This is a genomic window from Cronobacter muytjensii ATCC 51329 (assembly GCF_001277195.1).
Classification (GTDB): Bacteria; Pseudomonadota; Gammaproteobacteria; order Enterobacterales; family Enterobacteriaceae; genus Cronobacter; species Cronobacter muytjensii.
Map to the genome: position 1 here is coordinate 3,835,513 of NZ_CP012268.1, position 12,552 is coordinate 3,848,064.

9 protein-coding genes are annotated in these 12,552 nt (G+C 58.7%); 4 read left to right on the plus strand and 5 right to left on the minus strand.

The window, feature by feature from the left end; genetic code table 11:
- Positions 1 to 4: 4 nt before the first annotated feature.
- The 4 genes from AFK63_RS17565 to metB all read right to left on the minus strand — a co-directional run bounded on the left by AFK63_RS17565 (position 5) and on the right by metB (position 6,862).
- A complete protein-coding gene (locus tag AFK63_RS17565) occupies positions 5 to 1,669 on the minus strand; it encodes a ShlB/FhaC/HecB family hemolysin secretion/activation protein (RefSeq protein WP_038865954.1) in 1,665 nt (554 codons plus the stop codon).
- 379 nt (positions 1,670 to 2,048) lie between these two features.
- A complete protein-coding gene (gene metF, locus AFK63_RS17570; protein WP_038865957.1) occupies positions 2,049 to 2,945 on the minus strand; it encodes a methylenetetrahydrofolate reductase in 897 nt (298 codons plus the stop codon).
- Positions 2,946 to 3,265: 320 nt separating this feature from the next.
- A complete protein-coding gene (locus AFK63_RS17575; protein ID WP_053531587.1) occupies positions 3,266 to 5,698 on the minus strand; it encodes a bifunctional aspartate kinase/homoserine dehydrogenase II in 2,433 nt (810 codons plus the stop codon).
- Between the two features lie 9 nt (positions 5,699 to 5,707).
- Positions 5,708 to 6,862 carry a cystathionine gamma-synthase gene (gene metB, locus AFK63_RS17580; RefSeq protein ID WP_038865973.1) on the minus strand — a complete coding sequence of 385 codons (1,155 nt, stop codon included), beginning with the start codon at positions 6,860 to 6,862 and terminating at the stop codon, positions 5,708 to 5,710.
- 281 nt (positions 6,863 to 7,143) lie between these two features.
- On the opposite strand from metB, the gene metJ reads away from it, so the two are divergent.
- Positions 7,144 to 7,461, plus strand: coding sequence for a met regulon transcriptional regulator MetJ (gene metJ, locus AFK63_RS17585; RefSeq protein WP_038865977.1), 318 nt, complete (start codon positions 7,144 to 7,146; stop codon positions 7,459 to 7,461).
- 92 nt (positions 7,462 to 7,553) lie between these two features.
- Here metJ and rpmE read toward each other — a convergent pair whose 3' ends face one another.
- Entirely contained in the window at positions 7,554 to 7,766 is a 213-nt protein-coding gene (gene rpmE, locus AFK63_RS17590; protein WP_004385728.1) for a 50S ribosomal protein L31, read from the minus strand.
- 203 nt (positions 7,767 to 7,969) lie between these two features.
- Here rpmE and priA point away from each other — a divergent pair, with 203 nt between their 5' ends.
- The 3 genes from priA to ftsN all read left to right on the plus strand — a co-directional run bounded on the left by priA (position 7,970) and on the right by ftsN (position 12,479).
- Positions 7,970 to 10,165, plus strand: coding sequence for a primosomal protein N' (priA, locus tag AFK63_RS17595; protein WP_038865981.1), 2,196 nt, complete (start codon positions 7,970 to 7,972; stop codon positions 10,163 to 10,165).
- A 158-nt stretch (positions 10,166 to 10,323) separates the two neighbouring features.
- On the plus strand, positions 10,324 to 11,358 hold the full coding sequence (gene cytR, locus AFK63_RS17600; protein ID WP_038865984.1) for a DNA-binding transcriptional regulator CytR: 1,035 nt from the start codon (positions 10,324 to 10,326) through the stop codon (positions 11,356 to 11,358).
- A gap of 86 nt (positions 11,359 to 11,444) precedes the next feature.
- Entirely contained in the window at positions 11,445 to 12,479 is a 1,035-nt protein-coding gene (gene ftsN / locus AFK63_RS17605; RefSeq protein ID WP_038865987.1) for a cell division protein FtsN, read from the plus strand.
- The last annotated feature ends 73 nt before the right edge of the window (positions 12,480 to 12,552 follow it).

The window sequence follows — 12,552 nt, forward strand, 5'->3', positions numbered from 1 at the left end:
TCTCTTAAAGCGTAAACATGACGCGCCAGTTGACGCTGAGGTGATCCGGGCCGAGCCAGTCGGGGTAGCGCAGCGGCGTGCCGATGGAAATCTGGCTGCTGTACACGCGGTTAGCGCTGCCAAGGCCTGCCGCCGCGCCCCACAAGGTGCCGGAGGCGTAGCGGTCTTCGCGATCTTTCTCCAGCCAGCCGCCGTCCAGCGCAACGGTGGCGCTGACCTGGCCGATAACCGGCAGTGTGAAAAGCGCATAGTTGAGTTCGTTGCGCAGGTAGCCGCCGTTGTCGCCGGAGAGATATTGCTCTTTGAAGCCGCGCACCGAGCTTTCGCCGCCGAGCGTCAGGCGTTCTGAGCCGTACAACCGATCGGGCGACCACTGGCCATAAGCGCTGGCGAGCCACCACAGGCTATTCGTAACCGGCCGCTGAAAGCTGGCGCTGAGGCTCCATTTGCGAAACAGCGCGCGCGGCTCGTCGCCGTGCTTGTTCTCGTCGGTTTCGGCGTTAAACCAGGGGGTGCCGTGGCTGTAGTTGGGGTTGAAGGTGGCGACGCCGCCCAGCATTTTCTGCGTGTGGTTAATGCCAAGGGTCAGGCTGGAAAGGTTACGGGTGCTGCTGGTCAGGGGCGCATCGTTAAGCCAGTTGCGGCTGCTGCGCTGGGTAACGCTCGCCGCAATGCCGGTTTTGATATCGCCATTGCGAAACACCACCCAGGAAGCGTTAACGCGGTGGGTTTTGGTGTCGCCCGTGGAGATCCATTTGTACCCCATGTTGTCCAGCGTGGTGCGGTAGTTGCTCCAGGCGTAGCTGTAGTCCAGCAAACCGTAGCCAAAGGGCACGCTCACGCCCGCCTGAAAATTCTGCGCGTCGTACGCGGTGGCGAAATCGCTGCTGCGCCCGCCGCTCACGAACCATTTGTCGGCAATTCTTAAAAGGTTATTGGCGGTCAGCGATCCGGAGAGCTGCTCTTCGCCCGTGCTTTTTTGTCCGCTGTTATCCAGCCCAACGCTAACATTTAACGGAAATTCCGGCGTGGCGGTTAAATTGACGACAGAATATCCCTGCTGTTCGGCAGGCAAAATTTCTATCTGAACCGGCGTGGTACGCAAACGGTTTATTTGCTCCATGCCCTGTTCTATATCGCGTAAATTAAGCACCCGGCCTTCGAGACGCGGAAAGGCCATTTTCAGCATCAGCGGCTTTTCGCCTTCCAGGCGAATATCACTTAATTTCCCTTCCAGCACGGCGAGCGTTAATTTACCGCCAGAGAGATCCTGCTCAGTTAAAAAAGCGCGGCTGGTAATATAGCCGCGGCTTATATACCAGTCGGAAACCGCTGCCGTCAGCTCGGTTATTTTTCGCATATCCAGACAGTGGTCGCGCCAGGGCGCCGTTAGCTTTTGTTGTTCCTTAAGGGAAATTAACGTTGCGCCGGACAGCGTTATTTCGTTGATCTGAAAGCATGGCCCTGTCGCAGGCGCAGATGGCTCAGACGCAGGCGCGCGCGGCAGCGGCGTGCTGCGCTCTAATTCTTCGCGCTGCTGCTGGTTTTGTAATAATAATTGTTCCTGCTGCTGGCGAATAGTATCGCGGTCCGCTGGCGATAAAGGCGCAGCTAACGCAGTACAGATCTGGCCTGCTGCGAATAATAAAGCCAAATAACGAGAAAACATTCTCTGGATTCTTCCCATGATCGAAAACAAATAATAACGCGCCGAAATTAAATGGCGTTAAAATTTAAACAAGAGACTTTTCTGATATAATATCATTCTTTTTTATGACGGCAATATAGTAATGAAAGATATATCCTTCCATTAATCTATTATGGCAAATTTAGTTTAAGATAACTTCATTTGCGTACTTAAATTAAATCAAAAAAAGATTAAATCGAAAATGAACAATAATTAATATAAAAGTAGAGAATCTTGCAGATAACGTGAAGCCATCTGTTTTATTTATACTGCGCCGGATCACGTTCAGGCGAAATGAAATAATTTCCCGGTGAAATAATAAAGGAGGCAAAGGCCTCCTTAGCATGTATATATTTCCGGCTTATGCCGCCACCGCCGGCCTAACACCCAGCGTATGGCAGATGGCATAACTCATTTCCGCGCGGTTGAGCGTATAGAAGTGGAAATCTTTTACGCCTTCACGGCTTAGTATTTTCACCATGTCCATCGCAATGTTAGCGCCGACCAGCTTGCGGGTTTCGGCGTCGTCATCCAGGCCCGCAAACATCTGCGACATCCAGGACGGAATACGCACGTTGGTCATGTCGGCGAACTTTTTCGCCTGCTTAAAGTTGGAGACGGGCAGGATGCCGGGAATAATTTCGACATCAATACCGGTCGCCGCGCAGCGGTCGCGAAAGCGCAGATAGCTTTCGACATCAAAAAAGAACTGGGTGATCGCGCGATTTGCGCCTGCATCAATTTTGCGACGCAGGTTCAGCAGATCCGCCTGCGCGCTTTTTGCCTCCGGGTGCACTTCCGGGTACGCGGCGACAGAGATATCAAAATCGGCGACCTCTTTTAACAGCGCCACCAGATCGCTGGCGTACATTTCCGGCTTGCCGCTGCCCGGCGGCAGGTCGCCACGCAGCGCGACGATATGGCGAATGCCGTTGTTCCAGTAGTCACGCGCGATGGTACGCAGCTCGTCGGGTGTGGCGTCAATACAGGTGAGGTGCGGGGCCGCTTCAAGACCGGTCCGGTCTTTAATGCCTTTGATGATGCTGTGGGTGCGGTCGCGCTCGCCGGAGTTGGCGCCGTAAGTCACCGACACAAATTTCGGCTTCAGGCTGCTTAAGCGATCAATAGAGGACCAGAGGGTCTGCTCCATTTCACTGGTGCGCGGAGGGAAAAATTCAAACGAGACGTTAATCTGTCCCTGCACTTCTGCGAGGCTCTGATTCAGGGCCTCCCGCTGGTTGGCGTGAAAAAAGCTCATACCTTACCTCATCAATCGCTGTGTCGTGGTCGCGTGTGTTGACTTCTATACGTTTAGACGTCCAGATGTAAAAATGACGGAAAAGCCGGGTGGCGTCAACAGGTAAATCATCACTGGATGTGAGTATTTTTCAGCGAAGATGAAAAAAGTTCATGACAGAAAAATGAAGAAAGATTGTACAGCGGTGCGGAAGGGTGTTGCGGGCGTCAGCTGATGACGGGTGCGGTTAATGGCGGGTGCGTTTCGCTTACCCGCCCTGCCAGTAAAAGGCATTCAACGCCAGTGGTGGGTAAGCGAAGCGCCCCCACCACTCGACGAAATCAGAGCAATTGCGCCAGACGGTTAAGATCCGACTGAATCGCCCCGGCGGTCACATCGCGCCCCGCGCCCGGCCCGCGGATAACTAACGGGTTATCGCGATACCAGCGGCTTTCGATGGCGAAGACGTTATCGCAAGGCAGCAGCGAGGCCAGCGGATGCTCAGGACGCACCGCCTCAACGCCGACGCGCGCTTTACCGTTAGCGTCAAAACGCGCCACGTAGCGCAGCACGAGGCCCATCTCGCGCGCCGCCTCAAGGCGCTGCACCATTTGTTCGTTCAGCGCGTCGCCATATTCAAAGAAGTGATCCACCGAGCCTTCCTCGCACCCGGCAGGCACCAGCGACTCCACGCGCACCTGATCGGGCTCGATATCGTAGCCCGCCTCGCGCGCCAGGATAACCAGCTTGCGCATTACATCTTTACCAGAAAGATCCACGCGCGGGTCTGGCTCCGTCAGCCCCTGCTGCCACGCCTGGTCCACCAGCTCGGTAAACGGCACCGTACCGTCAAACTGTAAAAACAGCCACGAGAGCGTACCGGAGAAAATCCCGCTGATTGAGAGAATGGAATCCCCGCTGTCGCGCAGATCGCGCACCGTGTGGTTGACCGGCAGGCCCGCGCCGACCGTCGCGTTATAGAGCCAGTGGCGGCCCGTTTTCGCAAAAGCATCGCGGATCTGACGATAGTTCTGGCTGTTGCTCGCGCCCGCCAGCTTATTGGCGCTGATGACGTGAAAACCATAACTCGCGAAATCAAGATACTGGTCCGCCAGATCCTGGCTTGCGGTGACGTCCAGCACCACTAAATCGTCGTAGGGGTGCGCGCGCATCCACAGGAACAGCGACTCTTCATCCTGCTCCACCGCTTCATCATTAAAGAACGCCAGCGCGCGGCTCGCGTCCAGGCCGTCATAACTCAGCAGGCTACGGCGGCTGTCCACCACGCCTGCCAGCACAAACTCAAGGCCGGTGCGGGCAGAAAGCGTCTCCTGCTCGCGCGCGAACAGCTCAAGCCAGCGAGAACCGATATTCCCTTTGCCGAACAGCACAAGGCCGATGCGTTTTTCCGCGCGGAACAGCGACTGGTGCAGCCCCTGAATCAGGCTCTCCGTCGGCCCTGCGCGCAGCACGGCCACCAGGCTGATGCTCTCCTCCGACTGCCAGATAAACTCCACCGGCTGATCTTTAAGCTGCTGCCAGAAGCGATGGCTGTGCAGCGGATTGCGGCAGACCCCCGCGCCGACCAGCGCTACTAACGCCAGCCCTTCGCGCAGGCGCAGCTCGCCCGACAGCGCGGCGTCTTCCAGTAGCGTCAGCGCGCTGCCGACGACTTCTGAGGTATAACAGAGTTGCAGCAGGCGGCGGTCAGGGTGTACGCCGACCGACAGCGGGCGCAGCTGGGCGCGTCGAAGCAACGCATCCACCTCTTTATGCGCCAGTTTGAAATCCTGATGCGACGGCACTTCAAATTCAATCAGGCAGACATCGTCGTGGCTGGTGACGATGCGCGCCCCGGTGCCGGAAGCCAGCACGCGCTCAATGCGCGTAGACCCCTGCTCCGGGCTATAGCTGCAACGCAGTTGCAGGTCGATATCGCTGCCGGAAACGGGCTGTAAAGTACGCGCATGCAGAACGGGCGCGGCAAGACGCGCCAGCTCGCTCGCTTCGTCGAGTCGCAGCAGCGGCAGCAGGCAGGCGTCTTTGACTTTGCGCGGGTCGGCGCTGTAAACGCCCGCTACATCACTCCAGATGGTGACGCGGGAAACGCCCGCCAGCGCGCCGATTTGCGTCGCCGAGTAGTCGGAACCGTTACGGCCCAGCAGAACCGTTTCACCGGCGTCGTTGCGACAGATAAAGCCGGTCACCACCAGACGTTTGCCCGGATGCTGCGCCATCAGCTGCTGTAACAACGGGAAAGACAGACCTTCATTAACCTGCGGCTGCGCGGCGCGTTCAGCGCGCAGGAAATCGCGCGCGTCAAGCCAGGCGGCGTCGAGCCCCTGCTCGTTCAGCACCGCAGCCATCAGACGCGCCGACCAGATTTCACCGTGGCCGACCACTTCGGCGTAGACCGCGTCAGTAATGGTGCCATCCAGCAGCGCCGCGAGACGCTCCAGATCGCGGATAAATTCGCTGACCAGCCCGTCGGCGACGGCGGCTGGCAGCAGCCCGGAGATAAGCTCGCTCTGATAACGGCGCAGCGCCTGTTGCACCTGATGGGCGGAGAGACGATCGCTCTGGCTTAACTTCAGCCAGCTGATCAACTGGTTGGTCGTGCTGCCCGCCGCCGACACCACCATCATATCCCCGGCGCGGGAATAGTCGGCCATGATACCCGCCACGCGCAGGTAACATTTCACGTCGGCGAGACTGCTGCCGCCAAATTTATGCAGCTGACGACCGTTCGTCCCTGCAGGCGCTGTAACACTCATGCTTACCCCTTAGCTCGCCGCCTGGAACGCTTTTTCCAGGTCGGCAATTAAATCTTCGCTATCTTCAATACCCGTCGAGATGCGTAACAGCGTTTCGGAAATGCCCGCGGCGGCGCGCGCCTCCGGCGCCATGCCCGCATGGGTCATCGTCGCGGCGTGGGAAATAAGGCTCTCCACCCCGCCCAGAGATTCCGCCAGCGTGAACAGCTCCAGCGCGCCAAGGAAACGGCGTAGCGTCTGCTCGTCGCCATCCAGTTCAAAACTCAGCATCGCGCCGAAGCCTTTCTGCTGGCGCGCGGCTATCTCATGGCCCGCGTTGTCCGGCAGCGACGGATGATACAACTTTTTCACCCGCGGCTGTTGTTTGAGAAAATCCACAATCGCGCTGGCATTGCGCTGCGCCACTTCCATACGCGGGCTGAGCGTGCGCAGGCCGCGCAACAGCAGGTAGCTGTCGAACGCGCCGCCGGTCACGCCAATATTATTTGCCCACCAGGCGAGCTCCGTCACGGTCTCCGGCGCTTTCGCAATCACCACGCCCGCCACCACATCGGAGTGCCCGTTGAGATATTTGGTGCAGGAGTGCAGGACCAGATCGGCGCCCAGCGTCAGCGGGTTCTGCAACGCCGGGCTCAGGAACGTATTATCCACCACACTTATGGCTCCGGCCGCGCGCGAAAGTTCGCAAATTTTCGCAATATCCACCACGCGCAACAAGGGATTACTCGGGCTTTCCACCAGCACCAGTTTGGGTTTTTCGGCAAGCGCCGCTTTCAGCGCCGCCTCATCTCCCTGATCGACGAATTTCACGCGATAGCAGCCGCGTTTTGCGAGGCTGTCGAACAGACGGTAGCTGCCACCGTAACAGTCGTGCGGCGCGACCAGCAGATCGCCGGGCTTCAGGAAAACCGTGGTGACCAGATGAATCGCGGACATGCCGGTGTTGGTCAGCACGGCGCCAGCGCCCCCTTCCAGTTCCGCCAGCGCGCGCTGCACGACATCGCGAGTCGGGTTGCCGCGGCGCGAATAATCATGGGCGCGCGGTTCGTTAAAGCCGGTGAAGTTATAGGTGCTGGAGAGGTGAATCGGCGGGACGACGCAGCCGTACTGCTCGTCGTCGTTGAGCCCGCTGCGAACTGCGATGGTGGCCTGTTTACGCGTCATGATGAGTCGTTTCCTGGCATTATCGGAGAAAAGTCAGGTGACAGAGTAAACATTGCCATTATGGACGTCAATACATCTGGACATCTAAACTTCTTTGCGTATAGATTGAGCAAAACAGGATTAGCCGTTAAAATTATGTGTTTTATAGGGTAGTGATGCAGCATCGGTGCCGAAGTCACGGTATTATTCCGGGCTGCTGAACAACAGACTATCGGGTTAAGACCGTGAGACCTATCCGGTTTTAATCTTTTTCTAATGACTGAGAGGATTAAAGGTATCTCATGGCTGAATGGAACGGCGAATATATCAGCCCCTACGCTGAGCACGGCAAGAAGAGTGAACAGGTCAAAAAAATTACGGTTTCCATTCCTCTGAAGGTGTTAAAAATCCTCACCGATGAACGCACCCGTCGTCAGGTGAATAACCTGCGCCATGCCACTAACAGCGAGCTGCTGTGCGAGGCTTTCCTTCACGCCTTTACCGGCCAACCCTTGCCGGACGATAACGACCTGCGTAAAGAGCGCAGCGACGAGATCCCGGAAGAGGCGAAGGTAATCATGCGTGAAATGGGTATCGACCCGGATACCTGGGAATACTGATTCGCATCAATGACAAAGGCGCCCATCGGCGCCTTTGTTTTATGCTTGAGAGCAACAAAAAAGGCGCCGTTGGGCGCCTTTTTTCGGGAAACTTATTTGCTGCCCGGGATGCTGAAGCGTTTGTTGAAACGCTCAACACGACCACCGGTATCAACAACACGCTGTTTACCAGTGAAGAACGGGTGGCAGTTGCCGCACACGTCCAGGTTCAGGTCGTGGCCAACGGTGGAGCGAGTTTTGATCACGTTACCGCAAGAGCAGGTAGCGGTGATTTCAACATATTTCGGGTGAATATCTTTTTTCATGGGAAACCTCAGTTAAGGCCGCGTCGCTCTTCCGGCCCTTACGCCAGACACCACGCGATGTTGATAAAGTCGGTTTGATACTTTTAAAGGGCATCAAAGGCGGCGAATCATACAGAAAATAACCGCCCCATGCAAACTGATCCGCAAATTTATGAACACACAGTGTACACTATGACGCTTCTTTTCTCAGCCCGGATACCTTCATGCCTGTAGCCCGCGTTGCTCTGCCCGTTCCGCTTGCCCGCACGTTTGACTACCTGCTGCCCGACACCATGACGGCGGCGGCGGGTTGTCGCGTGCGCGTGCCGTTCGGCCGCCAGCAGCGCGTCGGCGTTGTGGTGGCGGTGGGCGAAGAGAGCGAGCTGCCGCGCAGCGAGCTGAAAAGCGTGGCGGAGGTACTGGATGGCGCGTCGCTCTACCCGACGACGCTCTGGCGGATGCTGCTCTGGGCGGCGGACTATTATCACCACCCGGTCGGCGAAGTGCTGTTTCACGCGCTACCGGTGCTGCTGCGTCAGGGGAAACCCGCCAGTCCGGCGCCGCTCTGGTACTGGTTCGCCACCGAAGAGGGCCGGGCGGTCGAGCTCAACAGCCTGAAGCGGTCGCCGAAACAGCAACAGGCGCTGGCGGCGCTGCGTCATGGCCGGTTATGGCGACATGAAGTGGCGCAGATGGCGTTCAACGACGCCGCGCTTCAGGCGCTGCGCACGAAGGGCCTGTGCGAACTTGGCAGCGAACTGCCGCCCGTCGCCGACTGGCGCGGCCAGTTCTCCGTCGCGGGCGACCGGCTGCGGCTGAACACCGAACAGGCCACTGCCGTGGGCGCCATTCGCGGCGAAGCCGACAATTTCTGCGCCTGGCTGCTTGCGGGCGTCACCGGCTCCGGCAAAACCGAAGTCTATTTAAGCGTACTCGAAAACACGCTGGCGCAGGGTAAACAGGCGCTGGTGCTGGTGCCGGAAATCGGCCTGACGCCCCAGACCATTGCCCGCTTTCGCGAGCGCTTCAACGCGCCCGTTGAGGTGCTGCACTCGGCGCTGAATGACAGCGAACGGCTGGCGGCCTGGCTGAAAGCCAAAAGCGGCGAGGCGGCCATCGTCATTGGTACGCGCTCGGCGCTTTTCACGCCGTTTAAAAATCTCGGCGTGATTGTTATCGATGAAGAGCATGACAGCTCCTATAAACAGCAGGAAGGCTGGCGCTATCACGCGCGCGACCTGGCAGTCTACCGGGCGCACAGCGAGCAGATCCCGATTATTTTAGGCTCAGCGACGCCAGCGCTGGAGACCCTGCATAACGTGCGTCAGCGTAAATACCGCGTGCTGAAACTGACCCACCGCGCAGGTAACGCGCGCCCGGCGCTTCAGCACGTGCTCGATCTTAAAGGCCAGCCGTTGCAGGCCGGCCTCGCGCCCGCGCTGGTGGCCCGCATGCGCCAGCATTTACAGGCGGATAATCAGGTTATTTTGTTTCTTAACCGCCGCGGCTTTGCGCCCGCGCTGCTGTGTCATGACTGCGGCTGGATAGCCGAATGTCCGCGCTGCGATCACTACTACACGCTACATCAGGCGCAACATCAGCTGCGCTGCCACCATTGCGACAGCCAGCGCCCGGTGCCGCGCCAGTGTCCGGGCTGCGGCTCCACGCACCTGGTGCCGGTGGGGCTTGGCACCGAACAGCTTGAACAGAGCCTGGCGCCGCTTTTTCCCGGCGTGCCGCTGTCGCGCATCGACCGCGACACTACCAGCCGCAAGGGCGCGCTTGAACAACAGCTCGCCGAAGTGCATCGCGGCGGCGCGCGTATCCTGATTGGCACCCAAATGCTGGCTAAAGGGCACCATTTTCCTGACGTCACGCTGGTGGCGCTGCTGGATGTCGACGGCGCGCTGTTTTGCGCCGATTTCCGCTCGGCGGAGCGTTTCGCCCAGCTCTACACCCAGGTGGCGGGCCGAGCCGGACGCGCGGGCAAACAGGGCGAAGTGGTGCTTCAGACGCATCATCCGGAACATCCGTTGCTCCAGACGTTGCTTCATCAGGGCTATGACGCTTTCGCTGACCAGGCGCTGGCGGAGCGCAGCAGCGTCTGGCTGCCGCCTTACAGCAGCCATATTTTGATTCGCGCGGAAGATCACCATAACCAGGACGCGCCGGCGTTTCTGCAGCAGTTGCGCAATTTGCTCCAGGCAAGCCCGCTGGCGGATGACAAACTCTGGCTGCTCGGCCCGGTTCCGGCGTTGCAGCCCAAACGCGGCGGCCGTTACCGCTGGCAGTTGCTGTTGCAACATCCTTCGCGTTTGCAGCTCCAGCGCATCGTCGCGGGCAGCCTGCCGCTGGTAGGGACGCTGCCCGCCGCGCGCAAGGTGAAATGGACGCTCGACGTTGACCCGACCGAAGGCTGACCGCCCCGCCCGCTTCTGCGAAACGGATCGTAAAATTTAATATCCATCACATCTTCGATGTAATTTTTGTAACCGCCGCGCTCAAGATCTGTTAAGAATGTGAGGCGTGTCAGATTACAGGACGAGTCTGCGCCTGCGGACCGCTACGAGGAGATGAAGTGAAGTCCAAAAAGCAGGTTGCCGCCGCAACCATGAAAGATGTCGCCGTTCGCGCCAGGGTATCTACCGCGACGGTATCCCGTGCTTTAATGAACCCGGAAAAAGTCTCACAGGCCACCCGCAACCGTGTGGAGCAGGCCGCCATCGACGTAGGTTATCTGCCAGGCTCGCTCAGTCGCAACCTGAAGCGCAACGAATCCCGCACCATTCTGGTGATTGTCCCGGACATCTGCGACCCGTTTTTCAGCGAAATTATTCGCGGCATCGAAGTCACCGCGGCGGATCAAGGCTATCTGGTACTGATTGGCGACTGCGCGCATCAGAACCAGCAGGAAAAAACCTTCATTGACCTTATCATCACGAAACAGATAGACGGCATGCTGTTGCTGGGCTCGCGTCTGCCATTTGACGCCAGCAAAGAGGAGCAACGCAACCTGCCGCCGATGGTGATGGCAAACGAATTCGCGCCGGAGCTGGAGCTGCCGACGGTGCATATCGACAACCTCACCGCCGCGTTTAACGCCGTAAACTATCTGCACGAGCTGGGCCATCAGCGCATCGCCTGCATCGCAGGCCCGGAAGAGATGCCGCTGTGCCACTACCGGTTGCAGGGCTACGTTCAGGCGCTACGCCGTTGCGGCATGACGGTAGACCCGCACTATATCGCCCGCGGCGATTTTACCTTTGAAGCAGGCGCCAGCGCGCTTGAACAGCTCCTGAGTCTGCCACAGCCGCCGACGGCGATTTTCTGCCACAGTGACGTAATGGCGCTGGGCGCGCTGTCGATGGCGAAACGTCGCGGCTACCGCATACCGGACGATCTCTCCATCATCGGCTTTGATAACATCGCGTTAGCGGAGTTCTGCGATCCGCCGTTGACCACCGTCGCGCAGCCGCGTTTTGATATTGGCCGTGAAGCCATGCTGCTGTTGCTCAGCCAGCTCAACGGCCACACCGTCAGCAGCGGTTCGCGTCTGCTGGATTGCGAACTGGTGCTGCGCGGCACCACCCGCGCCCCGAAGCCGCGAAATTAACCGCCTTTAAGACTCCTTATCTGGTCAAAGGCCCGTCCCTTAAGTAACATGGCGGGCTGATAACGAATGGATACAGCGAAACGATAGTGGCACAACGAGATTATGTACGCCGCGGACAACCGACGCCCGCGCGGCGCAAGAAAACCAACACCCGCAAAAAGCAACGTAACCTGCCTGCTGTTTCACCGGCGATGGTCGCTATCGCAGCGGCGGCGCTGGTCGCCTTTATTGGCGGTCTGTACTTTATTACGCATCATAAAAAAGAAGAGTCGGAAACCCTGCCGGGCCATAAAGTCACCGGCAATGGCCTGCCGCCGAAGCCGGAAGAACGCTGGCGGTATATCAAAGAGCTGGAAAGCCGCCAGCCAGGCGTGCTGAAACCCACCGAACCTTCCGCAGGCGGCGAAATCATGAATCAGGATCAACTGACCGACGAACAGCGTCAGTTGCTCGATCAGATGCAGGCGGATATGCGCCAGCAGCCGACGCAGCTCAGCGAAGTGCCGTGGAACGAACAGACGCCGGCGCAGCGCCAGCAGACGCTGCAACGCCAGAAACAGCTTCAGCAGCAACAACAAATGCAGCAGTGGAACAACACCGCGCAGCAGCCGACACGCACCGCGCCGCGCACGGAAACGCCACGCGTTGAAACCCGTCAGGCGCAGGCTTACCAACCGCCGCAGACCCGCACGGTGCAGACGCAGCAGCCAGCGCGCGCCATGCAGCAAACGCAAACCCAGACGCGCCAGGCGCAGACGAGCAACGCGCCGTATCAGGATCTGCTGCAAACGCCGCCGCATACTACGCAGCGTGAAACTGTCCAGAGCAAGCCTGCGCAAACCGCGCCGGTCACGCGCGAGGCGGAAACCGCGAAGCCGGCCGAGAAGAAAGACGAGCGCCGCTGGATGGTGCAGTGCGGCTCGTTCAAAGGCACCGAGCAGGCCGAAACCGTTCGCGCCCAGCTGGCGTTTGAAGGTTTTGACTCGCGCATTACGTCCAACAACGGCTGGAACCGCGTCGTTATCGGCCCGATTAAAGGCAAAGATAACGCCGACGGCACCCTCAACCGCCTGAAGATGGCGGGCCATTCAAACTGCATTCGTCTCGCCTCCGGGGGTTGAAACCCCCGAAACGCCCCCCATCTATAATTGCATTCTGCCCCGCATCACTCGCGGGGCGCTGTCTTCAGCTTAT

What these genes read in the sequence shown, in the direction of transcription:
- AFK63_RS17565 (WP_038865954.1), bottom strand. Translation starts at nt 1,669, where the DNA reads ATGTTTTCTCGTTATTTGGCTTTATTATTCGCAGCAGGCCAGATCTGT.
- metJ (WP_038865977.1), top strand. Translation starts at nt 7,144, where the DNA reads ATGGCTGAATGGAACGGCGAATATATCAGCCCCTACGCTGAGCACGGC.
- metB (WP_038865973.1), bottom strand. Translation starts at nt 6,862, where the DNA reads ATGACGCGTAAACAGGCCACCATCGCAGTTCGCAGCGGGCTCAACGAC.
- priA (WP_038865981.1), top strand. Translation starts at nt 7,970, where the DNA reads ATGCCTGTAGCCCGCGTTGCTCTGCCCGTTCCGCTTGCCCGCACGTTT.
- rpmE (WP_004385728.1), bottom strand. Translation starts at nt 7,766, where the DNA reads ATGAAAAAAGATATTCACCCGAAATATGTTGAAATCACCGCTACCTGC.
- metF (WP_038865957.1), bottom strand. Translation starts at nt 2,945, where the DNA reads ATGAGCTTTTTTCACGCCAACCAGCGGGAGGCCCTGAATCAGAGCCTC.
- AFK63_RS17575 (WP_053531587.1), bottom strand. Translation starts at nt 5,698, where the DNA reads ATGAGTGTTACAGCGCCTGCAGGGACGAACGGTCGTCAGCTGCATAAA.